Here is a 22,522-nt window from a genome sequence, read left to right on the forward strand (position 1 = left end):
TGTCACTCACTTTGACCGGAAGAGATATCGCTGCGCTCCAAAATAATCCCCTCTTCACTCGCCATAGCAAAAAATGAATCAACAAACAGCTTCACGGAATGAGGAACTGGTCTTAACGACGGAAACAATATACTAAATTGAAAAGGGATCGTGGGCTTAAAGGGTTTAATACACACATCATGATTCATCTTACGTGCTTGGTTAGCAGTAAAAGGATCCACAATAGCAGCACCTACGCCTTCCGAGACCAAAGCAGCGGTTGAGCTGGCAAATGATACCTCCAGTAAATCGTTCCGTTTCACGTTGGCTTTTAAAAACGCGGAATCAACCAGTTGTTGGGTACTGTCGGTTTCGCTGCGGATAAAAGGCACAGAGATAAGGTCTTTTGGCTCTAAATGAGATTTACTACAAAGTGGACTTTCAGGAGGTAAAATACACAGACATGCACACTTCACTTGAATATGACTGACGCCAGAACTGATCTCATCCACCGCAGCAAAGCCCACATCACAAGATTGAATCTCTGTGCGACGCAAAACCTCTTCAGAGCGATATGCTTTTAACGATCCCTTCAACTCCGGGACGTTTTTAATGTATTGGCCCAATAGTTTTGGTAAATAGCTATGCGCCAGCAGCGGAAAGGCAGCAATATGAAGGCTTCCCCAATGTCGAGTGCGGATATCACGAGCGCTATCTTCCAATGTATCAAGTGCATTAAATGCTTTTGATACTTCAAAATAGAACGCGCTTCCCTGAGCAGTAGGAATTAACCGACCTTTGATCCTTTCAAAAAGCTTGAATCCAATTCTATGCTCCAAAGCTGCGATTAATTTGCTTACAGCGGGTTGTGTCAGATGCAAGCTATTAGATGCGGCAGTCACGGTTCCCAACTCGTAAACGGCTTTGAAAGCGTGGAGTTGCTGAAATTTCATTCAAGTTATCCTTTACGGCCTATCTACAGATTTTTCCTTATCGAGTAGCGATACAGCATATCGACTATAAGTTTTTAATCAATATGAAGTAATTAGAAACGAGGAACGGGAAGGTTACGACGGTTTTCTTTAGTTCAAATTGCTTGAAAAAGGTCGAACAAATTGGAGAAATCAGTTCCATACTTATAAAAAATAGATTCTTCGGAGAGAACATGTCGCTGCCTGCTCACATTGACTCATTGTCGATCTACCTCGTTCTTCTGATCATATTCGTACTGATCTGTGCAATTTTTGAATTCGGTTACCGGGCCGCAAGGCAACTCTCCGATGAGACTTTTCACCAGTCGATTGGCCCCATGGCGACTGGCTTAGCGAGTCTGCTCGCTTTTATATTAGCGATCACGTTCAGCATGGCGGCGGTAAAATCCGCTGACCGCAAACAGATAGTCTTAACCGAATCCAATATTATTGGTACCACCGTGCTGAGAACATCGCTACTCCCTGAACCTTACCGAAGCAAAAGCCGTGAATTATTGCGTGAGTACGTATCACTGCGCATCGTTAAAAACACTTCAGACAACCAGGACTATATATACCAAGCCATCAAACGCAGCGAACAAATACAAGTTGCTCTGTGGCAGCAAGCGGTAGCGGCACATGAAACCACGCCACCAGCACTAATACTGCTCTACATCAACTCACTCAATGATCTAATTGATATTCACTCAGAGCGTGTCAACAAAGGTATGCGCGGCCGAATACCCGCGAGTATATGGATTACTTTAGGGATACTGACATTCCTAACTATTTCATTAAATGGCGTTCAGGTGGGAGCACAGCATCAAGGCAGAGCGATGATAGCCGCAATTCCGTTCGCTCTGGCCTTTTCTTTGGTGCTGACATTAATTGTGGAACTAGACAGACCTAACCGCAGTATCATCATGATTAGCCAACAACCGCTGATCGATCTGGAAAACAGTCTTGGTAGCCTTATTCAGCCGATGGAAGTAGATACACTGCCAGCCAAGAAAGAATAGTGCTGGCAATAGTATTGATAGATAAGAAAATGGCTGGAATAATATCGTTAAAGATAATATCCAGCCTTCAAAAACAGTTAAGCGAGCCGCTAGTCATCAAACATTAAGTTCACCGCGATTGAAACTAATACCAAACCAAGAATAGGCAGTAGCACCCCCTGAGGTGCGCGCTCTATATAAGGCAGGTTTTCTGCAATTAGTAAGCCCCACTCTGGTTCTGGCGGTTTCACGCCAAGGCCAATAAAACTTAGTGAAGTTAAACTTAAAGTGATCACAGGCAATCGAAGTAGCGCGTGCCTTATTAACGGCGGAAGCACATAAGGTAGCAAGTAATAACGTAATACCCGCCACTGTTTGGTGCCCCAGGTCGGCGCTAAATGTGTGTATGGCTGTGCTTTGGCTTCCATCAGCAAGCTTGAACAGTGGGCCGCTAAAGGAGCCCAAGAAACTAATACGATAGCAATCAGCGCACTGTCCGGATGCATCCCTGTCAAACCCGCGACGAGCAAGCCAGCAACAATGTATGGTATGCCTTTTGTTATCTCGATAAGCCCTTGGCTAAAGCGAGTAGCAAACCCGAGCTGCAATCCAATCACAAAGCAGAGAAATGTCGCCAATAAACCCATCTTCAGGGTCGACAACATTCCTCCTCCGACTCTCGCTAATAAATCACGACCTACCGCATCAGCACCAAATGGTGCAGCAAAGCTTGGTGGTGCTAAACGGCTAAACTGGATCAGGTATGGGTCACGTAGCAAAGCCCAGCCAACACAGCCCGCTAATAAAACAAAAATCGCACCGCTCACCGCACGCTTGATTTTATTCTGCGTAAAACGAAACGTACTGTGGCTGCTGATAAGCTTACCGCTGGAAACGCTATGACCGAGTAACCAGCGTTGGAGCAAAATACTTGCGCTGCTGATCAGGATAGAAAAGACCAGGAGTACTAATAACCCAGCCTGTAACACAGGTAAATCTTGTGACTTAGCCGCACCTAAGATCAAACGGCCAATGCCTGGGATCGAGAAGACTTGTTCGACAGCAACAGCGCCGCCAGTCAAGCCAATCACAATCATCGCGATTTGCGGAATAAGATTACTCAGCGCTCGCCACAGAGCAAAACGCAAAATTTGGAGTTTACTCACATTGGCAGAAAGCCAGGTGATGACCCAAGGTTCATTCAATACCCGTTTTAAGCTGTCACTGAGTAGACGACTAAACAACCCACTTGCAGGCAGAGCCAGAGCCAAACTCGGTAACCAGAGATTTTGTAACCCTTGCCAACCAAAAGGTGGAAACCAACCTAACCAGATCGAAAACACCAAGATCAGCAGCGCGGCGACTACGTATTCCGGTAAAGAAACCAGTACCGAACTCAAGCTATTGTGGTTATTGTCGAGGCGATTTTTCTGCCAACGATTGACGGTATAGAACACACTAACGGTGCATAACACAAAGGTCATACCGAGCGCGCTCATCATCAACAGTAATGAGGTCTTAGCGGTGTGCTGAATACTTTGCATAACGGGCGAACCATCCACCCAAGAGATGCCAAAATCTCCCTGCAACGCTAATCTAAGCCAGTCCCACAAACGTTCATAGACACTGCGATCCAGTTGCAAATCATCACGAATGGATTGCAGTGCTTCCGCAGTCAATAGCTGATTTGCACCAGCACGGGCGCGTAAAATCGCCTGAGCAGGATCGATGCCAGCAATATCCGGCATCAGTCCAACCAAAATGACCACCACACTAAGTGCTATGATACGTGATAACCAAGGCATACATGCGTTCAAACTCGAACGCATGTAAACAGGAAGTACCATCTGATTAGTCTACTTGAGTAAACTGGTCAACTAGGCGACGCTCTCGCGGATCGCGATGCGCACCTTTCACTTTCGCACTCTCGCCTTGAATCACACGTTCATGCAGAAGCGGAATCGCAGCAAATTGCTCAAGAATTTTGTTCTCTACATCAATGATCGCTTTCTGACGTAATTCACCTAGCGGTTGGCGATCAGCATGTTTTAACGCCGCATCCACTTCTTCAGAACAGAAAAGACCAAGGTTGAATGAGCCTTTACAACCATAATCACTTTGCATATACGCTACTGGGTCACCAGAGTCCAGAACGGTTGCACGCGATAGCAAGAATGCGTCAAACTTGCCTGATAGTGCATCGTTTTCAATTTGCGCATATTCACGGATATCCAAATTAACCACGAACCCTGCTGCTTCTAACTGCTGCTTAAGCAGTACCGCAACTTCTGGAAGTTCAGCACGATCAGTGAATGTACCGATAGTGATCTTTTCTCCATTGGCTTTAAAATCACCAACCAATTCAGCACGAGGGTATTCTTGACGAACAGGCTCAGCCCACGCCAGCGCTGGACCTAATAAGCCTTTGGCTAAATCGGCATGATTCTCATACACCGTTTTCACAATTTGCTCACGGTCAACCGCTTGTGTTGCTGCTTTGCGCAATTCAATCTTACTAAATACGTCTGACTTATTGTTCAGGTAAAGCGTATTGGTACGAGGCATCGCCACTTCGTGTAGTTGAGACTGATCCATGGTTGCAATTTGCGATACAGGCACAGCTTCCACTACGTCAGCTTCGCCAGTACGAAGTGCTGCAGCGCGGGCAAAACCATCTGGCACGTATTGCGCAAAGATGCGGTCAATTTTCGCTTTTTCGCCCCAGTAGCCATCAAAACGTTCTAGCTTAGCGCTGCTTGTACCGTTGATCTCAGTCAGCGCAAACGGACCTGTTCCCGCATTGGTTGGTATTACTCGACCGTTTTCTTGGTATGCTGCACCCGACAAAATCGCTAGCTGCGGGCTAGATAAACGACTTGGCAGCAGTGGATCATTAAATGTGGTTTTGATTTCCACGGTGAAATCATCCAATGCACTCACTTGCCATTCAATACCGTCCAAGATGCGTGGCTTAGGTGCTGCTTTCAACGCTTTTTGTAATGAATTAACCACAGCTTTGGCATCTAAAGCAGAACCATCATGGAACTTAACGCCTTGACGAATTTTGAACTGCCAAAGGTTATCTTCAACTTGGTTCCACTCTGTTGCCAGCATTGGCTCGGCAACCGACTTATCACTGAGGTTCACTAGTGTTTCTGCAGTACTCCAGCGAGAAAGCTTAAACGCATCATCTGATAACGGTGACAGTCCGCTTCTCGGCGGTTGTAACATCGCAATTCTGATTTCAGACGCTTGCTTTGCTGCTGCGTTTTCTACTTTTGATTGAGTTTCGCCAGAATCAAAACAACCTGTCAGTAAAGAGCCTAAAACTAGCGTCAATGCCAATTTAGGAGTATTAAGATGCATAGGATACTTCTCCGATAGTACTATTAAATTTATTGCTGCGGTGCTGAGCACTGAGCAGCGCTTTAGTTACAAAATGTGTTGGATTACTTACCAAGCTTTGCGATTCGCTGTGTTCAACCACACGGCCTTTATCTAAAACAAGAATGTCATCGCACAATGCCTGCGCTGCGCCTAAGTCATGAGTGACCAGAATAAGACGCATGTGGCGGGATTTTTGAAGCTCAGTAAACAAGTCAATAATTTGCTGGCGGCTAACTGGGTCAAGGCTACTTGTCGGCTCATCGGCGACAAGAATACATGGCTCGACAATCAGCGCTCTCGCTATCGCCACACGCTGCGCTTGACCGACAGACAACTGCTGTGGATTGCGATCCAAAAGCGATAGGTCTAAACCGACATCTTGCAGCACTTTTTCTACTTTTTCGTTCTGCCCCTGACAGCCATCGATATTGTTCAATGCCTCAGTGAGGATCTGCCGAACCGTGTAATAAGGATTTAAGCTCGATTGCGGCTCTTGCGGGATCAATTGAATGTGTTTACACAATTCATGACGCTGTTTCGCTGAGCTTTTTGAAAGCGGATAACCACAAACGTACACCTCACCTACACTCGGCTGTCTGAGTCCAAATAGCAGCTCAATCAAGGTTGATTTGCCCGCCCCTGATGGACCAACGATGGCAATGTTGTTGGTTTCAATTACCAAATCTAATTGGTCTAGCGCTTTAAACGGTTTACCACCCAACCAACGCGGTTTGGAATAATACTGCACCGTCACTTGATCAAAACGCACTTGGGCAGACGTAGGTTGATGTTGCTTATTCAAAATAGGCTCCAAAGACCGGATTAAGGAAGTAACTTCGCCAATTGTTGGCAGAAAAGATGTTGGCTTTGGGAAATGGCATGCCATGGTTCGCCATAAGCGACCACGCTGTTGTCAGCAATCACCAGAATTTTATCGCACGCCAGAGCGGCAGAGAGATCATGTGTGATCAGCAGACCGCTGATGTCACGTTGTTTGACGCTAGTATGGAACAGCTCAAGAATTTCAGCTTCGGTGATTGGGTCGAGTGCACTGGTTGGCTCATCAGCGATGATGAGATTCGCACTACCAAGTAAAGCAATAGCGATACAAATTCTCTGACGCTGGCCACCAGATAACTGACTCGGATACAATTTAAGTATCGAAACGGGTTCAGCAAACCCTAACTGAGCGAGTAGAGACAATACAGTCTCTCGATTTGCTGAACTTAAACGAGTTTTGTTGCCAGTTAGAGCTAAGCATAACTGTTGCCCTACCGATGCCAAAGGATTCAACGCTTTTAACGCATCTTGAAAAATAACGGCTGGACGTTGTAATGCCGAGCGTTGCAGCATAGAAAGCTCACTAACTTCAACTGTGTTTAGATCGATGTTACCTTCAGCAGAAATGTCGGATGGCAGAAACCCAGCGACCGCTTTCGACAGCATCGACTTACCAATGCCCGACGGCCCCATAATTGCAATAACTTCGCCTTGGCAGAGATCGAAAGAGATATCACTGAAAAACGTACGCTTAGAATCAGCGAGACTAAGTTTATTGACTGAAAGAATTGGTTGAGGCATCTCGATAACAACGTTTTAATGTAATAATATAACATAACAATGCTATCACGAGAGTCTAACGAAGGGAACCTCACCTCATAAGCATTTTTGTTTAACTTGGCCAATATATGGCACCAAGAAGGCAAAACGCCCAATATAGAAAAGTGCAAAGGCTAGCCATAGCCCATGATTACCCCACATTTGCACAGAGATAAACTGAACGACCAAGAAGATCACCAAGGTGAGAATACTTGAGTTGCGTACTGGTCGTGTCGTCCCCGTTCCGGTAAAGATCCCATAGAATGTCAGACCGTATCCTGCCACTAACGGGAAAACCAATAGCCAAGGACTCATTTCTAAGTAGAGTTCAATCAGCTCAGGTAGCGTAGTAAACAGCATCACTATCTGCTGTTTAAACAACAGTGTGATCAACGTTAGTACGATCACGAACGCCGTCGTCCACTGAGTATTTAGCTTGATAACACTGTCGAGCAGAGTTGGATTCTTTTGCCCTACCGCTTTACCAGCAAAAACACTCGATGCATTCGCCACACCGTCAAACATGTAACTGACGATAAAGGTCACTTGCATCAAGATCGCATTAGTTGCTAACACATCTGAGCCAAGTTGGGAGCCAACGCGTGCCATCATGTTGAAGAACACCAGAATACAAATGGTACGCAGTAACAAATCCATATTTGAAGAGACAATTACTTTAAGATCTTTACGTGACATTTTTGCCGTACGGACATGGTCAAATAGCGAGAATTGGCAGGTTTTAACAACCAAAACAGCCCCAATTACGAAGGTGGTAATTTGCGCGATCAGAGTGGCAATTGCGACACCCGTAATCCCCATATCGAAATAGACAACAAACAGAACATCAAGCACGATATTGAGCACATTACCGAACACCTGAGTGAAAAAGGTCGCTTTGGCTTTCGCTTGCCCCATTAGCCAGCCGATGATGGTGTAGTTAAGCAGAACAAATGGCGCACCAAAGATCATAATGTCAAAGTAGGCCTTGGCGTTTTGTCCAACGATGGCATCTGGCTCAATGATCCACTCCGCCCCTCGCCAGATCAGTGACTGAAAAACAACAAAGACTAAGCCTACACAAAGTGCAAGAACAAACGGACGAAACAAACTACTCGCCTGCTCTGCATGATCATTCTTACCCAAAGCAATGGCACTCTGCCCCGTTGTACTGACGCGGAAAAAGCCAAACAGCCAGTACAAGGTATTCATAATTACCGTGCCGATCGCTACGCCACCAATAAGCTCTGCGACGCCTAACTGACCAATAACCGCTGTGTCTACCGCGCCCAATAATGGCTGCGTTACGGTTGATACAATGAAAGGAAAAGCAATCTTAAAGTAATCTTTGTGCGTCAGGTTCATTTGTTATTCTTAAAGCGCGCTGAATTTTGAGCCCGCTATAATAATCAAATGGCGTGACAGTGCAAGTTAAATGAAGATAAGAATCATTAACATCTTTGTAAGAAGTTTGTGAACTGAATAGCCACTTAGGGAAGAACACCGTTTAATGATTTTGAGATTTATCCTTTACGATTCATTCCCGTTCACCACGAGGCTCACTCTTTTAACAGAATCAGAACAACAGACTCGTAGGAGGCTGGCTGTAAGCAACGAACCTCATACTAGACATGGGTATCGCGCTATATATTCCAATACATCATCGCTACCGTCCTGAGCTAATTAATAGAGCCTTACACATTAGGGAAAATAAAGAAATAGAAACCACCATAAAAGAATATAAACATTAAAAATGTAGTTAAACCTGCAAAGAAGTTTGCCTTACTATCGTAATAACTAATCCAACCTCCGGCAAAAAATATCTCTTTCGTAGCGAATGCATAAATTACGTTTAGCAACGAAACTAGAAAAGCAATAAAAAACAATATTTCCATATTTGGCCCCTATCGAACTAATTTTTTATTTATACCGATGCGTATTAAAAGTACGAGATAAAAAATCGGTCGAACCTCAAAACTACGGCCAAGTATTCAATTCAGAATCCAGAAAATAACAATTTTATCATTGAATAAATCGCAGCCAGAGGGATTACTTTATATGACTAGCTAGTCTTTCGACCTTATCAAGCCAGTGTTTTCTTTTTTGGATAGATGAACCTAATATCGGTCCCAAGTATGTTGAAGAACGGTTCTTAATGCCCGAAAAGTCTAATATGGACACTTTTAGCTGCTTATAAATAGCATTCCCTTGTAAGTACTTATACATGAATGGTGGGGTGTCTAATGTAATAATAAGTTCTGAACTACGCCCGGATAATAACTTCTCCGGAAAAGCTTTACCTTCAGAGTATTTAAAAGCGAAGCCAGGTAGAAACACTCTATCAATCAGGCCTTTAAATTTTGCCGGTAAGGTTCCCCACCAGACAGGAGAGATTATTACTATATGTTCTGACCAGAGAACTAACTCTTGGAATAGCACTAAATCTGGCTCTAATTCAGCAACGCTGTCATACCCCTGCTCTAAACTAATTTCGAAGTTCATCTGACCAATATTGACTTGTTTAACTTCATGCTCTGAAGACGCAGAAATAGCATAGCTGTCCGCCAGAGATTTACAGAAACTTGTACTTTTCGGGTTTGCGTTTATAACCAGTACTTTTTTCATTTGAGAGATATCCGTGATGAAGAAAAATACAGTTTAAGGTCTCACCTATAGGTCAGAGTCAAGTCCTCGGATACACAGATCTATAGATTCTCGGTACTGCTGAATTCGCTCTTTTTGTCTTTCTAACTGTTTGATCTGAAGTTCAACGTCTCTCTGTTTTTCAATCAAAATGTCCATGACTGTCTGCCAGTCAAAATCCTCCTGACCACTTTTTAAGCCCGCAATCTCAGAAAGCTGGATTCCCAGCGTCTGAGCCTCTTTAATCATCTTAATCAATCTAATGTGCGCTTCAGTATACACACGATACTTTCCTGATCGGGTAACGCTAAACAACCCTAAAGATTCGTATAATCTGATAGCTCTTTGCGTTGCTCCGGATAGTTCAGATGCCTCTTTTATAAACACTCCAATCTCCAACCATTGATGGTGTAATACGAGATGAAAATTATGTCCCCACCTGGCCCTATAGTCTTTTCAGCACTTTATCAGGATGCTGTTTCGTTAACCTTAAGGCTTTATCGCTTTCCTCTAAACAAATACAGACGTTGATCGGTAACCTTACGTACATTCTTCCTTATCATAAACAAAAAAAGAAGCGACCAAGGTCGCTTCTTTTCATTTCGATTGCTTACGTGCGATCAACTTAACCGGAACAATCTTCCTGAGGCGCTTGGTAAGCTAGCGAGCCCGCCAGTTTCATTGCTTCGACGCCTTTTTCAAATGACATCATTGGTGTGATATGAAAATGACGTAATCCGCCACCAGCCATTGCTGCCATCGAGAAGGCTTTAATATGGACTTGGTCTGGCATTTCGATCACCGCGATTGAATCGTATTCGCCAAACGAGATCCAACTGCCGATGAACTTACCGCCCATCTTTTCTACGATTGGGATCATGCTGCTTAAACGATTCTCTGGATTTTTTACCAACCCCGCCATCGCTTCTGCGGTAAAAGCGACCTGAACTAAATATGTTTCTAGTGCCATGGCTTATCTCTCTATTTCAGGTTTAGTTCGAAAGTACCTGACATGCTGTTACTTATGGTACAAATGGATTTCGCATCTTTCAGCAGCTTTTGTGCGACTTCTAAGTCCGGATGAACATCACGGCTAAGCGAAATTTCGTAGCGAGCAAAATGCGCAGGAAGCTCAGTACCTTTATGGCCCGTCACTTCAAACTGAAATGGCTGGATGTCAATCTTTTTACGCTTAGCGACCATCTGTAGTGACAACACCATACATGACGCAATCGAGTAGAGTAATGTCATGGCCGGGCTATCCAACGATGGAGTAGCGGTAAACTCACTATCCGTAGAAGCAAAGACCAAAGTGCCTTCATCATCTGCTTTGGCGAATACAGGGCCGTAGCTGGCTGGTTTGACTTTGATTGTCATACAAATCCTCTAAAAAATGGCATTAGGTAAAATAAGAACCACACTCGGTACTAAGGTAATGATGCCGATAGCCAATAACAAAATGCCCCAGTAAGGGATAGTTGCTATCGCGGTTCGCCCCAAGCTGATTTCACCTTTGGTAATCGCAGTTAATACAGAAAGGTTGAGACCAACGGGCGGTGTAACCTGCCCTATTTCGATCAGGATAGTGATCATCACACCAACCCAGATAGGGTCGAATCCCAGCCCGGTCAGCAACGGGAAAACGATAGGCAGCGTCATCACCATCAAAGACAAGCCGTCAAAAACGCAACCGAACAGTACGTAAATCAAAACGATCAGTAGGAAGATACCGTACTTACCCAGACCGCTGTCAATAGCGGCTTCAAGAATCGCCTGCGGCACGCCTAGAATACTGACCGATTGCGATAAAATGGCTGCACCAAGGACAATAAAGCCGATCGAAGCGAACATAAGCGCACTGCGGTACACAGATTCCATCAGCCCTTTTGCCGTTAGATCGCCCCAGATAAAGGAGATCACAATCGCAACCGCGACTCCAACACCAGCGGCTTCTGTCGGTGTCGCTATACCAAACATGATGCTGCCCATAATAGCAAGTATTAGCAACAGAATCGGCCACACACGAAGCATGCCATGTAAAATAAAGCCTAAGCTATAAGCCGTATTGTCTCGCGGAGCAATCGACGGGTTCTTCATGCTGCGCAACAAGATATACAGCATAAACAAAGCACTCACCATCACACCAGGAACAATGCCTGCGGCGAAAAGTCGTCCGATAGAGGTTTCCGTCAGCGCGCCGAAAATCAGCAATGACAGGCTTGGAGGAATCAATAACCCCAAAGTTCCGGCTCCCGCCAAACTACCAACAATGGCTTCTTTGTTATAACCACGCTTGCTTAATTCAGGATACGCGACAGATCCGATTGCAGCCGCGGTAGACAAACTTGAGCCACTTACCGCGCCAAACAAAGTACAAACAGCAACGTTCGAATGCAGTAAGCCGCCGGGTACCCGGGCAAAAATCGGAGTAAACGCCGCATAAGCACGCTCACTGATACCGCTTCTTAATAAAATCTCACCAAGCAAGATAAACATTGGCACCGCACTGAGCGTAAAAGAATTGAAGATACCCCAAATGGTATCCACAGCCAGATACGCCGAACCGTAGTTAAAGAAATGAAGCAGAATGAGACCGGTAAAACCAAGCGCTGCACCCAGTGCAATACCACTGCTTGCGCTGGCCACTAATACAGAGACGAGGGTCGTCCAAAACATCTTAACGTTCCTCTAATTTTATCAAGCCGAGTAGTTTTGCGAAATAGATGCAGCAGCAGAGCCCCATCGACACGGGAACAACTGACATTAACGGGTACAACAGAATTCGCGCGTTTCAGATTTAAGTTCACGTTTAATCGCAAACTCCATCCAGGGAATGGCTTCCCAAAAAATCCAGCCACAGAAACCCAAGCCTACCAGAAGACCGAGCACAGAGATTGCTTTAGCCAGAAACGGAGTTCGGGATTTTAGGGAATCCAGCAGCAACGTCACGCGAATATGCTGTCCAGTAAGCGTAGCCATCGGCAATGCCAAAAACAGACTCGCGCTCATCAGCAAGCCGACCAATTCTTCCGCGAAAAACAATGGCGCATCAAAGAACTTACGCAATACCACACTCATAACAATAACTGCGAGAATCGCGACCAACGAGAGTGCAGACAAAACGGCAAGAAAAAGGGCTAAACGTCTAAGCCCTTTATCAATTAATAAAGACACTAAATTCATACTGATATTAGCAACTATCGACCCAGTGCTTTCAGCACACGCTCACGATATTCTGGCGCTTTCCCACCTGCTTCTTCAGCAAGTTCGCCCCATACTTCTGTGATCGCAGCAGTAAATTCCTGACGGTCTTTATCAGAGAAATCGTCCAGCCAGGTCACTCCGCCTTCAGTCAGTTTTGCGCGTGCATCAAGTTCTTTCTGGTGATCGTCTTCGTATGAATTAGTACGCTGCCAGACTGCATCACCCGCTTCGGTAAGTGCTTGCTTATGATCTTTGGACAGTGAATCCCACTTTCTTTGCGACATCCCAAGAATATATGGGCCTGATGACATCGGATATAAGTACGCTGCGTATTTTGATACTTCCTGAAGGGAAACGGTGTGTGCATAAAGTGCAGGATATACCGCGCAATCCACTACACCAGTTTTCATCGCAACATACATCTCTTCCTGAGGAATGATTTGCGCTGAAATGCCAAGACGACCAAAGGTATCTACCTGATCTTTAGCCCATACACGTAACTTCTTACCACGCAGGTCATCAAGCGAATTGATAGGGTCTTCACGGCAGAAAATCGATGCTTCAAGCATAGGTAACGCAACATAGCCTGTGATCGCAACGTCCCAGTCTGAGAACTCTTCTGCGTAAATTTTCTTTACTTCTGGTAGCGCAGCATTCAGTTCTTCAACAGAACCAATCGTGCCCTGCACCATTACAGTACTCAAGCTTTCCGCATCACGGCCTAAATAGTTAGCCCATGCCAAACTCATATCCACAGCGCCACGCGGCAGAAAACGCAGCACATCGGTATTTTTCAAACCTAAAGAACCACCGCTGAATACTTTTATATCAATTTCACCATTGGTTTTGGCTTTCACATCAGCAGCAAACTGCTCCAGTTCTTTCGTCTCCGGGCGTGTTTCAGGCAGGAAATTATTGAAGCGCCACTGTTGCGCATGAGCAGCAGACATTGACAGCAAGCTAGCGCTTACTCCGCCGAGAATAAGTTTGGTTAGAGATTTCACTTAGAAGAATTCCGTGTTGTTATTTTTTGAAATTCGATTATAAAGCATTCTATCAATTACAAAAACTGCAATTGGTTATATTCTATAACTGCTGTAAATCACAAAGTTTGATCGCGGTGATCAGTTCCACTCCCAAAGTTAGTCATCAATAGTCAAAGCTAACCCGTCCAGTACTTTCAAAAGCCTCTGACGGATTGCTCTTTCTTTGTCCGTACCCACTGTAGAAGTGTGTTGATCAACACAAATCAATTGCTGTTCTCGTTCAAGATGAGTTCGACCAAACACACAGAAAATCTGGCTAAGTAACAGCATGGATCTTGCCATCAGCGCTTCACTTTCCTCGTTCGAGATTATTGTTTTAACATTAAAACCCAGAGAACTCAGGATGTCATTAAAGTGTCTGCTGTAACCTGAGTCAGTGACATCAAATGTGATCGGAAGACAATCATTTTCATCACTTCGCCAAATATATGGAGGATGCTTCAGCGTCCCGAAACCCAAAACGACAGTGCACTCGGAGTAATGTAACTCTAGCCGTCTGTCCCAGATATCACTGGCTTTGCCTGCATCAATTGATAACTCACATTTACCATCAGTCGTAACAATTTTCCCGCTAGCAAATATATGAGTTTCCGCTCCGGTTGAGCGCTGCAAATCGAGGGTATTCACACATTCCGCTCTGACTTCCGTGAGTTCGATTTGGCTGCTAAGCAAATCCATTTTTTGCAGATATCTGATTAGCCCGGCTATCGCATGAATACCCATATCAAACCCGAATCCTCCCCCGCCACTTACATCTAAGTTCAGCAGCCTTCTTTCATTGAGGTAGTCGATTCGATTTTCAAAACGATATTCATCAAGATCCTGATGAATCGTCATGGGATTATCGGTAGAGATAGCGACGATCTTATCAGGCAGTCCTAGCGATTTATATCTTTCTGTTGAGAAAAAGTAGTCAAAGACGGGAGAAACAATAACTGTATCGATGAAGTAAAACTTTGCTCCTTTGCGCTTTAATTGGGGAACAAGATCATTAAAACCTGCATCGATTTCGTTAAGTGAAAATGACGGCTTTTCAATAACAAAAAGGGCATGGCACTGCTTGATAGCGCAATGAAAATCTTCAAGGATGGATAGGTGAGTTCCCACGGGAGTCAGTATCATCACACATACTACGGAATGATTTTTCGACTGGGACAAGTAATCACTAAAAGAGGCGTATTGCTTTGAGTACGGAAAATTGTAATAAGAACTGGATTCTGCGGTAGATACAGCAACACGTGGGTCAATCGCGACGATAGCAAACTGCTCTTTCAACTGCTTGAGTAACCCTTCATACAAGCGTGCAACCGAGGAGGCAGGGTTCCCTAACCCACCAAATACCAACACATCTTGTTGATTCATCCCCCACTCCCAATAGGCGACTGCTATACTCCTCATTAATTTAGACGGGAGGAGAGTAACGTTCAACTGTTCTGAAGCTGCTCCATCTATTCTAAACAAGTTAGAGCGATGGTGCAGAACCCTGAGCTTACACAACGGCAACCAAGGGCTACTGCTTGTTTACATCGCTTCTTTTACATCCATTTACACTGACACTCATAGGCAAAGTCACTTAGTGAGTCTTTACGCCGTTTTTAATACACGTTCTTCTTTTTTCTTCACAGCAGGTTCAGCGTCTTTACTTTTCGGGTTGATTGCAACTATCTCTTCCTTCGGGAGCTCTGCCGTTTCACCAAAGAATTTACCACCGGGTTCGATACTCAGGTTCTGACTGAATATTTTGCCTTTGACTTGACCCTTCGACAATATCTGGATGTGTTCCGCGTGGCAGACTCCTTCAATAGTACCATTCACGATCAGTTTCTTAGCAAATGTCTCCCCCTTAACATAACCAGATTCGGATATTACTAAAGCCCCTTCAACATTAAGCTGCCCATCGACTTTCCCATCAACTTGAATGTCGTTTTCTAATTTGAGTTTTCCGCTAACAGCGCAGCCTTTGGCGATGAGAGTTGCAGCTGCTGAGCGACTCTTTGTTCCACGGTTTCGACTAAAGATTCCCATCGTATTCCTCGTTCTTTCTTAAATATTTCTTCAAATTCATTCACTCCCCAATCAACAAACGGCTGGGGATCTAGTGCTCGTCCGACAAAGCGAATTTCATAATGCAAGTGCGGACCAGACGACAAACCACTGTTTCCAGAAACTGCAATCAAGTCACCTTTACGAACAAACTGCCCGCTGCGAACTTCAAATTTTTTCAAGTGTGAGTAAGAGCTGGAAAACCCAAATGAGTGTTGCAGTCTTAAAAAGTTGCCGGAGCCCTGGTTACTTTTCCGGGTTACCTCTACAACACCGTCTGCTGGTGCATATACTTTCGTCCCTGTATTCACGGCAAAATCAAGCCCACGGTGCATCTTATAAGATTTAGTCACCGGATGTTTACGCTTTCCAAATCCCGATGATCTACGCGCTTTACCAACCGGAGAACCACTAGGAATTTGGGTCAGCATCGTCGCACGGACACTGGAGTGAATAGCTGCCGTATCAAGCCTGGAATCTAGATCTTCGCTGGTGCCTAACTCAGCAACTCCTAGCACTTTCTCAAGATCAGCCAACCGGTCTGAGACCGTTGATATACGATCCTCGCGTTCAGAGAGATCTTGTTCGAGGTTTTGTTTCAGCTCTCGCAAACTCGATAACTGACCAACTAAAGATTTTGATTCCGTCGCTAACTCTGCTTGTTTTTCTTTCTCGTAATCCACCACTTTGTAGAGGTAGTTTATTTCCACGATTGTTCCCAATATCACAACCGCGGTGATTAATAATAAGCTTCTCAGACTACGCCTCATCAACTTGCTCACCTGCCAGTGTGATGAGCCGTTAATAGTCGAAATGGATATAGTGAGTTGGTCTTTCATAATTCCTGTGCCTATTCCAATATTTTGGAGCTTGTGTCATGGCATCGTTAATAGGAGAACAATTTACGAAATACGAATGTTAGATACCAGTGAGAAAAAACAACTACGTGATGTGGTGTCAAAAAATCGCGAAGAAACTGTGCATCGTAACGAATACATAAAAACTCGAATAAAAGAGTGTTCGATAAAATTAACAAAGGGATAAAGATTAACGGTTGGCTAGTGGTTACGTAACGAACACTTCGCTGACCTTCATCGCTATCAATACCCTTATTTTTGTCTCGCTCTCTATGAGTAAACTAGCGTCCATTCATAGAGAGGCTCTTAATCGCTAAACGGCTTAGTTAGAGATAAAAATAAAATAGCTTTATTTGAGATCTGATGTTAATCGTAAAACAATACATCAAGGCACAAATAAAGCTAATGACGATTATCTCTCTAGCAAAGTAAATGCTTAAGGTTAAGTCTATCAACTATTCATAACTACAAACCACCAGTTTCCCGGCATCTATATATTCAACCACTTCTGGACGATAAGTTGTGGGTACGTTTACAGCAACCGGTTCTAAAGTGTCAGGGTCGATACCAACTTGACTACCGTATTTTAAATAAAGGCTTTGAAAGTCCATTTGTGCTTCTGATTGATAGGTTTCTAGCATTCCTAAAGTTAACCCTTTATCTGAACAATATTCAGCCGCCTCTGTTGGCGTGAAAGTATGATAGCCTAACTCTAATTGCAGATCAGTGTCGTGACTATATATTCCAGTAGGTGAGAAATACACCAAACGATTACTGTCTGCTTTTAAACCATATTCAGGCGTAATTTGAACTAACTTGTTTGCCTGACGCGACCAAGGTGCTTGTTGTCCTGATGCCAAAAAGGCCATGTCTCCCGCATAATCAGGTCTTTCTATGCGAATGATTAGTTGATCTTTGTCTTCAGATTTTTGTTCACTGAATGGTAAGATTTTAATTGATATATCTTGATCAAAATATAGAGCTTGTCCATCAGCAAAGGTCGAGTTAGCGGTTAAATCTTTAACAATACCAGATTGCTTGACTTGAATATGGCTTATGTTGATGGAATCAGGGAGTACAAGTAAAAATTGATCAATATATTCATCTTCATTTAAAGATTCTGAATCGTTGGTATAAAAACTAAAGTGTAAATCTAAATAATCAATATCTACGTCAATAACATCTAAAGCAACCGTTGCGCTTGTCATAGAATTAATCAACGCCTGATCGTTATAAAAATTTTCTAAAAAACCTTCTTTAGTATACTCAGTTAACAGCTCCGGCAGACCATAAGTCATCCCAGCATAGTGACCGAAACCATGGTTATGCATTTTTTCATGAAATAGGCACTCCCGGGATATTGATCACCTTCTTCATACAAAGCGTAGTCTTGTAACGCTACCCAGCCATCTCCCACTGTTGCGAGCCCAGTTGAGCTTGCATTACTAGTTAACATACGGTGTTTTGAGGTAGGTTTATGTGTCAACATCGACAAGAATTTTGTATTAAGTGGGCTATTATCATCACCGCTTCTAGTATGATCATGTAAAGTACAGTTAACTTCATCATGTGCATATTCAACTAATGAACGAGTTGTACCATAGTTAGTAATAAACTCAGCGAAGCGAACATTAAAACCAAGATCGTTAATGGCATTTTTTAATCCGCGCATCTCTTGTTCGTATCTTTGAGCTTGCGCTTCTGTTGGCATGGAGTAATTTTCATTGGTGCCGTTAGAGTACGAGTTAACGTAGTATTTAAAAAATGGTTGTTGCTCAATATATTGGATACTATCAATTTCAAGTTCTGAACCGGATAGGCTAAATGTATATTCTTGAAAAGGTTCAACTAAAATATCTAAAGAATAAAATTCGTCATTAATTGATAGTGTCGGGTTGTTTAAATATCGTGGAGTATGATTAATTACTTGGATTGAATTAGAATCTTCTAAGTAGTTAGCTGTTATATTATCAAGATCAAACGCGTCACTATATTGGCGTTCGATATCTGATGTTTTTGTAAGCCTGTTAGATGAAAAGATGTAAGAACTTATATCTGTGTTATCTATTAATTCATCATTTTTATCTACGGATGCATTGCTTGAGCTATCATCGTTACATCCAGATAAAATCAATACTGGCAATAATATGTGGTTTGCTTTCATTATGTTGAGTCTTATGTTTATAATTTAAATAAAATTATAATATCGATTAATATGTCCAAATAACCTCACGCCTTGAAGTTCTTTGGGTATATTTTTGTTATTTAATTTTATATCAGTGTCAGTTGTTATAAAACAATCCATCTGTAGGAAAAGTCTCTAAAACCTAGAGATAAATCAAAAGAATCCGCATAATGTGGCTTATACCCAAGTGACCTTAAGAAGCTCGGTTCAGTGAGAATGGTTTGGAAAGATTATGCTATTCCGTTGGTCATCGGTCTTGAACTTGTACTAGGCTCTGTTGACTTTTTACGGTTAAATTTTGTTCGGGTGGGGACGACTATACCCAAATAACTTCTAGATGCTAGGTTCAGCGAGAATGACTTGGTTCACAGACGCGGCAACGATTTGAAGATCTAGTGGTTCTAAATCAAAAATCTTTAACAAAGAGTAAAGGCTTTTAGCAAGGAGGCCTAACTCACCCCCTTCGGGCAGTGTTTGTGGCTCCCTTCTATGTGTTATCAGCCTATCACCTAAAGTAACTACATTTCAAAGCCTCTACCTTATATAAAGAATTCACAAACTGCTGCAAAAATCAGCTCGAAAGGCCAATCGGCCTTAGCAAGTCATCTTAAAATGCTTGTGAAGACTCGAACCGATCATGTCCTGTAAAGCACCTTCACCACATGCCAGCCAAATTTGGTTTTTACCAGATGTGGAGTCAGTACTTCACCGGAAAAACAAACTTTATCGAATTGCGGCACCATCTGACCTCTGCGGAATTCACCCAAATCTCCACCTTTCTTACCAGACGGGCACGTTGAGTATTTTTTTGCGAGCGTCTGGAATTTAGCCCCTTTTTTAAGTTGCTTGATAATGTCTTCTGCCTGCTCTTTGTGTTTCACAAGAATGTGCAATGCGGCTGCTGTATTGGCCATGTGTCTGTCTCTCACTGTAGTGGTCGCGCAATTTTAACGAATACACTCACACACGCCAAACATTTATCTCGTCGCTGCTCCTTTAGGAAGATAAGTGCATAGGAGACTTCACCAGCGTTTAGACTGTTGTGGATTGTATAATGCTTAACCATCACTACCTGCTTAACTCGTTAAATACCCTAAGATTGTCTAAAAATTTCACTTTTGTGCATGGGGTAGTTGAAGCTTAGGGTTTATACGATTAGATTAGACACCAAAGTGTTACTCATAAGGTTATTTCATGGCAAAAGTGGTTAGTAAAGCGAATCAATCTCAGGGCATGTTGGTATTCAAGCTCACCCTGCAACAACACTTCGCAATAGGTACGCTTAAAGTCCGTGAAATTGTGCCTTACATGCCAACGACCAAGATCCCTTACTCGCATCACCACGTTATTGGCACCGTGACAATCCGTGATTTAACCGTTCCTGTGATTGATATGTCTGCAGCGGTAGGATTCCGCCCAATTGCACCTGAAGAATATCAAAGCTGTTACCTGATCGTGACTGACTGTTTGCGAACAGTGGTAGCGTTCATGGTGCGCAGTATTGAAAAGATCATCGACTGTGACTGGAAATCCATAGAATCGCCTCCTGCCAGCTCCGGTAAAAATGTCTTTGTAACAGGTATTACCCGCTATGAAGATAAGATGGTACAGCTGCTGGATGTAGAGTTATTGCTGTCTAAAATTTACCCGCAGTATGAGAACTCAAAAATTCCAATGCTGACCGATCTCGATCGTGAGCGCTTAAAAGCCCTGAGTATTCTGCTTGTCGACGATTCATCCATAGCACGTAAACAGCTCAGTGACGCGTTAGACAGCATTAATATTCCTTACCAGATTTGTAACAATGGTTCTGATGCGTTGCAATTGATGAAAAAGAACGCAGAAGAGCTGCGCCCTATTGATCTTTTGGTTAGTGATATTGAAATGCCGGGATTAGATGGTTACGAGTTAGCCTTTGAAGTACAAAACGACCCGGCGCTAAACCACTCATACCGAATTTTGCATACTTCCCTGTCTAGTGAGATCTGCGTTGATCGCGCGCATCAGGTAGGCGCACACGAGGCTTTGGAAAAATTCAACGCCGGAGAATTAATTGAGGCTATGTTACGTGGTGCAAAAGAGATCGAAGCAAAAGCAATGGCCTCCTAACAGCGACTAATCCTGGCGCAGCATTCTCTGTGCGCGTCTAGTATGATAAGAAAAAAGGGAGTCAGCCTGACTGAACTCCCTAATTTAATACCGTGAACCCACTTAATTAAGCGTTTTCAATTTTTTTGTGACCTTCCTGAAGGTGAACAAAATCAACAAGGTCATCACCAGATACCTGGAACGCCTGACCAAAGCCTTTAACGAACAGACCTTGTTCTGCTTTCAGATTAAACAACACGAAGTCTTCCAGTTTGCTTAATCCATCGATGATCTCACCGAAACGCTCTTTCATCTGATCAACAACCTGAAGCCATAACTCAGAGTCACGCTCAACTACCGTTGCAACCGCATCAAATGTCAGACGCTTGCGTGCAAATAACTGTTTAGATGTATCTTCATCTTCAATCATCATCAGCGATACATTTGGGTTGTCCAAAAGATTACGTGCGTGACGTGCGATCTGCGAAATCAGGACAAAGTAACCTTCCTGGTTTTGCACAAATGGAGCGTAACTTACGTTAGGACGACCCTCTGCATCGACAGTCGCAAGTTGAAGCGTTCGACGCTCCTGACGAAACTCTTTGATTTCTGGTCCTAAACGGCCTTGTAGACGCTCTTGTTTAACTTGTTGATCCATTTTAATTCCTGACTTTACTTATCTTATTATCGGTTATGTTTCATTCACCGTCGCTGCTTTTCAAAGAACTATCTTAAAAAACAGCGACGATATTTTAGGGTCTGTTGAACTTTCGAGCTGATTTTTGCAGCAGTTTGTGGGTTCTTTATACAAGGCAGAGGCTTTGAAATGTAGTTGCCCTACCTGATAAGCCGATAACGCAGTAGAAAGGAACCACAAACGCTGCCCGAAGGGTTCAGCTAAAAGCGTTTTACTCTTTGTTGAGAGGTGTTTTGCTTAGAATGACTAGGCTACAAACCTCTCGCCGCGATTAAAACGCTTTTATCTCGAACAAAATTTAACCGCGAAAGGTCAACAGACCCTAGTTGTTCAACTCTGCCTGCATCGCTCTGAATGCGGTGACTTGTTCTTCAATAAGCTCTCGTTGCTTGTTGCGCCCCAGGTACACCTTGAAGATGTTACTACCGCACTCAGAAAAGAAGCCGAAGTAGTGGCTTTCACGCCCCATAAATGGCTTACTTACCAGAGCCACATGTTTGATAGTTTCTAATTTTAAGTGACCGTGTAACTCACCTTCTTTACCCATCAGATTGTAGTATCCGCGAGCAAGTTTGCCTTTTGGAAACGGAGCCTTTACTTCAAAGATAGACCCGAATGACTGAACAATGCTTGTCACCGGACCAAAACCAACCAGGCCTTCCAGTATAGATTGCGCCTGCTCACCAGGGGCGATGGCCACCATGTCTTGCGGAAGAGCGGCGATAACATCAAACTCAGAAACGTCTAATCTTTCCGCCATCGCTGCCGGCAATAATTGAGGTTCCTGCTCTAACAATGATTCGACCTGTTTCTTAATGGATTCCATTA

The 22,522-nt window shown here is 43.6% G+C and carries 23 protein-coding genes; 2 read left to right on the plus strand and 21 right to left on the minus strand.

The features are described 5' to 3' along the window. Window positions 1-2: 2 nt before the first annotated feature. The gene (locus tag KHN79_RS19805; protein WP_182008993.1) at window positions 3-932 is read right to left on the minus strand and encodes a LysR substrate-binding domain-containing protein; all 930 of its coding nucleotides are present in this window, start codon (window positions 930-932) and stop codon (window positions 3-5) included. 212 nt (window positions 933-1,144) lie between these two features. On the opposite strand from KHN79_RS19805, the gene KHN79_RS19810 reads away from it, so the two are divergent. After that, on the plus strand, window positions 1,145-1,969 hold the full coding sequence (locus tag KHN79_RS19810) for a hypothetical protein (protein WP_182008992.1): 825 nt from the start codon (window positions 1,145-1,147) through the stop codon (window positions 1,967-1,969). Between the two features lie 89 nt (window positions 1,970-2,058). Here KHN79_RS19810 and KHN79_RS19815 read toward each other — a convergent pair whose 3' ends face one another. From KHN79_RS19815 to ppiC, 18 genes are all read right to left on the minus strand, one after another. Next, window positions 2,059-3,795, minus strand: a complete 1,737-nt coding sequence (locus tag KHN79_RS19815; protein ID WP_182008991.1) for an ABC transporter permease subunit — start codon at window positions 3,793-3,795, stop codon at window positions 2,059-2,061. A 4-nt stretch (window positions 3,796-3,799) separates the two neighbouring features. Next, a complete protein-coding gene (locus tag KHN79_RS19820; RefSeq protein ID WP_182008990.1) occupies window positions 3,800-5,314 on the minus strand; it encodes an ABC transporter substrate-binding protein in 1,515 nt (504 codons plus the stop codon). Further along, window positions 5,304-6,137, minus strand: a complete 834-nt coding sequence (locus KHN79_RS19825) for a dipeptide/oligopeptide/nickel ABC transporter ATP-binding protein (protein WP_244812705.1) — start codon at window positions 6,135-6,137, stop codon at window positions 5,304-5,306. The genes KHN79_RS19820 and KHN79_RS19825 overlap by 11 nt, the downstream gene beginning before the upstream one ends. 20 nt (window positions 6,138-6,157) lie before the next feature. Continuing rightward, window positions 6,158-6,916: an ATP-binding cassette domain-containing protein gene (locus tag KHN79_RS19830; RefSeq protein WP_182008988.1), complete on the minus strand. Its 759-nt coding sequence runs from the start codon at window positions 6,914-6,916 to the stop codon at window positions 6,158-6,160. Between the two features lie 75 nt (window positions 6,917-6,991). Further along, complete coding sequence (locus KHN79_RS19835; RefSeq protein WP_182008987.1) at window positions 6,992-8,296, minus strand: MATE family efflux transporter; 1,305 nt, start codon at window positions 8,294-8,296, stop codon at window positions 6,992-6,994. A gap of 684 nt (window positions 8,297-8,980) precedes the next feature. Continuing rightward, entirely contained in the window at window positions 8,981-9,556 is a 576-nt protein-coding gene (locus tag KHN79_RS19840) for an NAD(P)H-dependent oxidoreductase (RefSeq protein ID WP_182008986.1), read from the minus strand. Window positions 9,557-9,601: 45 nt separating this feature from the next. Further along, window positions 9,602-9,961 (minus strand): MerR family transcriptional regulator, encoded by a 360-nt coding sequence (locus KHN79_RS19845; RefSeq protein ID WP_244812707.1) that lies wholly within the window; start codon window positions 9,959-9,961, stop codon window positions 9,602-9,604. A gap of 238 nt (window positions 9,962-10,199) precedes the next feature. Continuing rightward, window positions 10,200-10,544 carry a GYD domain-containing protein gene (locus tag KHN79_RS19850; protein ID WP_182008984.1) on the minus strand — a complete coding sequence of 115 codons (345 nt, stop codon included), beginning with the start codon at window positions 10,542-10,544 and terminating at the stop codon, window positions 10,200-10,202. 11 nt (window positions 10,545-10,555) lie between these two features. Next, the gene (locus KHN79_RS19855; protein WP_182008983.1) at window positions 10,556-10,951 is read right to left on the minus strand and encodes an OsmC family protein; all 396 of its coding nucleotides are present in this window, start codon (window positions 10,949-10,951) and stop codon (window positions 10,556-10,558) included. A gap of 9 nt (window positions 10,952-10,960) precedes the next feature. After that, window positions 10,961-12,250 (minus strand): TRAP transporter large permease subunit, encoded by a 1,290-nt coding sequence (locus KHN79_RS19860; protein ID WP_182008982.1) that lies wholly within the window; start codon window positions 12,248-12,250, stop codon window positions 10,961-10,963. A gap of 87 nt (window positions 12,251-12,337) precedes the next feature. Further along, the gene (locus KHN79_RS19865; RefSeq protein ID WP_211907282.1) at window positions 12,338-12,748 is read right to left on the minus strand and encodes a TRAP transporter small permease; all 411 of its coding nucleotides are present in this window, start codon (window positions 12,746-12,748) and stop codon (window positions 12,338-12,340) included. 23 nt (window positions 12,749-12,771) lie between these two features. Then, the gene (gene dctP / locus KHN79_RS19870) at window positions 12,772-13,782 is read right to left on the minus strand and encodes a TRAP transporter substrate-binding protein DctP (protein ID WP_211907283.1); all 1,011 of its coding nucleotides are present in this window, start codon (window positions 13,780-13,782) and stop codon (window positions 12,772-12,774) included. A gap of 138 nt (window positions 13,783-13,920) precedes the next feature. Continuing rightward, window positions 13,921-15,186: a hypothetical protein gene (locus tag KHN79_RS19875; RefSeq protein WP_182008981.1), complete on the minus strand. Its 1,266-nt coding sequence runs from the start codon at window positions 15,184-15,186 to the stop codon at window positions 13,921-13,923. Between the two features lie 222 nt (window positions 15,187-15,408). Next, a complete protein-coding gene (locus tag KHN79_RS19880) occupies window positions 15,409-15,849 on the minus strand; it encodes a polymer-forming cytoskeletal protein (RefSeq protein ID WP_182008980.1) in 441 nt (146 codons plus the stop codon). Next, window positions 15,753-16,706, minus strand: a complete 954-nt coding sequence (locus KHN79_RS19885) for a peptidoglycan DD-metalloendopeptidase family protein (RefSeq protein WP_182008979.1) — start codon at window positions 16,704-16,706, stop codon at window positions 15,753-15,755. Before KHN79_RS19885 ends, KHN79_RS19880 begins: the two co-directional genes overlap by 97 nt. A gap of 473 nt (window positions 16,707-17,179) precedes the next feature. Further along, window positions 17,180-18,055 (minus strand): hypothetical protein, encoded by an 876-nt coding sequence (locus KHN79_RS19890; RefSeq protein WP_211907284.1) that lies wholly within the window; start codon window positions 18,053-18,055, stop codon window positions 17,180-17,182. Further along, the gene (locus KHN79_RS19895; RefSeq protein ID WP_211907285.1) at window positions 18,019-18,888 is read right to left on the minus strand and encodes a hypothetical protein; all 870 of its coding nucleotides are present in this window, start codon (window positions 18,886-18,888) and stop codon (window positions 18,019-18,021) included. The genes KHN79_RS19890 and KHN79_RS19895 overlap by 37 nt, the downstream gene beginning before the upstream one ends. A gap of 656 nt (window positions 18,889-19,544) precedes the next feature. Next, entirely contained in the window at window positions 19,545-19,823 is a 279-nt protein-coding gene (gene ppiC, locus KHN79_RS19900; RefSeq protein WP_182008977.1) for a peptidylprolyl isomerase PpiC, read from the minus strand. Window positions 19,824-20,103: 280 nt separating this feature from the next. On the opposite strand from ppiC, the gene KHN79_RS19905 reads away from it, so the two are divergent. Continuing rightward, window positions 20,104-21,018, plus strand: coding sequence for a chemotaxis protein (locus KHN79_RS19905; protein WP_182008976.1), 915 nt, complete (start codon window positions 20,104-20,106; stop codon window positions 21,016-21,018). A gap of 106 nt (window positions 21,019-21,124) precedes the next feature. On the opposite strand, the gene hutZ is transcribed toward KHN79_RS19905, so the two are convergent. Both hutZ and hutX read right to left on the minus strand, forming a co-directional pair. Next, entirely contained in the window at window positions 21,125-21,655 is a 531-nt protein-coding gene (gene hutZ, locus KHN79_RS19910) for a heme utilization protein HutZ (RefSeq protein ID WP_182008975.1), read from the minus strand. A gap of 361 nt (window positions 21,656-22,016) precedes the next feature. Beyond that, a complete protein-coding gene (gene hutX, locus KHN79_RS19915) occupies window positions 22,017-22,520 on the minus strand; it encodes a heme utilization cystosolic carrier protein HutX (RefSeq protein WP_182008974.1) in 504 nt (167 codons plus the stop codon). Window positions 22,521-22,522 lie beyond the last annotated feature (2 nt).

The sequence above is a fragment of the Vibrio sp. B1FLJ16 genome, from assembly GCF_905175385.1.
Taxonomy (GTDB): Bacteria; Pseudomonadota; Gammaproteobacteria; order Enterobacterales; family Vibrionaceae; genus Vibrio.

Coding starts and splice junctions, on each gene's coding strand:
- KHN79_RS19855 (WP_182008983.1), bottom strand. CDS start 10,951: ATGACAATCAAAGTCAAACCAGCCAGCTACGGCCCTGTATTCGCCAAA.
- KHN79_RS19815 (WP_182008991.1), bottom strand. CDS start 3,795: ATGGTACTTCCTGTTTACATGCGTTCGAGTTTGAACGCATGTATGCCT.
- KHN79_RS19885 (WP_182008979.1), bottom strand. CDS start 16,706: ATGAAAGACCAACTCACTATATCCATTTCGACTATTAACGGCTCATCA.
- KHN79_RS19880 (WP_182008980.1), bottom strand. CDS start 15,849: ATGGGAATCTTTAGTCGAAACCGTGGAACAAAGAGTCGCTCAGCAGCT.
- KHN79_RS19850 (WP_182008984.1), bottom strand. CDS start 10,544: ATGGCACTAGAAACATATTTAGTTCAGGTCGCTTTTACCGCAGAAGCG.
- hutZ (WP_182008975.1), bottom strand. CDS start 21,655: ATGGATCAACAAGTTAAACAAGAGCGTCTACAAGGCCGTTTAGGACCA.
- KHN79_RS19830 (WP_182008988.1), bottom strand. CDS start 6,916: ATGCCTCAACCAATTCTTTCAGTCAATAAACTTAGTCTCGCTGATTCT.
- KHN79_RS19840 (WP_182008986.1), bottom strand. CDS start 9,556: ATGAAAAAAGTACTGGTTATAAACGCAAACCCGAAAAGTACAAGTTTC.
- KHN79_RS19895 (WP_211907285.1), bottom strand. CDS start 18,888: ATGAAAGCAAACCACATATTATTGCCAGTATTGATTTTATCTGGATGT.
- ppiC (WP_182008977.1), bottom strand. CDS start 19,823: ATGGCCAATACAGCAGCCGCATTGCACATTCTTGTGAAACACAAAGAG.
- KHN79_RS19905 (WP_182008976.1), top strand. CDS start 20,104: ATGGCAAAAGTGGTTAGTAAAGCGAATCAATCTCAGGGCATGTTGGTA.
- KHN79_RS19835 (WP_182008987.1), bottom strand. CDS start 8,296: ATGAACCTGACGCACAAAGATTACTTTAAGATTGCTTTTCCTTTCATT.
- KHN79_RS19810 (WP_182008992.1), top strand. CDS start 1,145: ATGTCGCTGCCTGCTCACATTGACTCATTGTCGATCTACCTCGTTCTT.
- KHN79_RS19875 (WP_182008981.1), bottom strand. CDS start 15,186: ATGAATCAACAAGATGTGTTGGTATTTGGTGGGTTAGGGAACCCTGCC.
- KHN79_RS19890 (WP_211907284.1), bottom strand. CDS start 18,055: ATGCATAACCATGGTTTCGGTCACTATGCTGGGATGACTTATGGTCTG.
- hutX (WP_182008974.1), bottom strand. CDS start 22,520: ATGGAATCCATTAAGAAACAGGTCGAATCATTGTTAGAGCAGGAACCT.
- KHN79_RS19820 (WP_182008990.1), bottom strand. CDS start 5,314: ATGCATCTTAATACTCCTAAATTGGCATTGACGCTAGTTTTAGGCTCT.
- KHN79_RS19860 (WP_182008982.1), bottom strand. CDS start 12,250: ATGTTTTGGACGACCCTCGTCTCTGTATTAGTGGCCAGCGCAAGCAGT.
- KHN79_RS19805 (WP_182008993.1), bottom strand. CDS start 932: ATGAAATTTCAGCAACTCCACGCTTTCAAAGCCGTTTACGAGTTGGGA.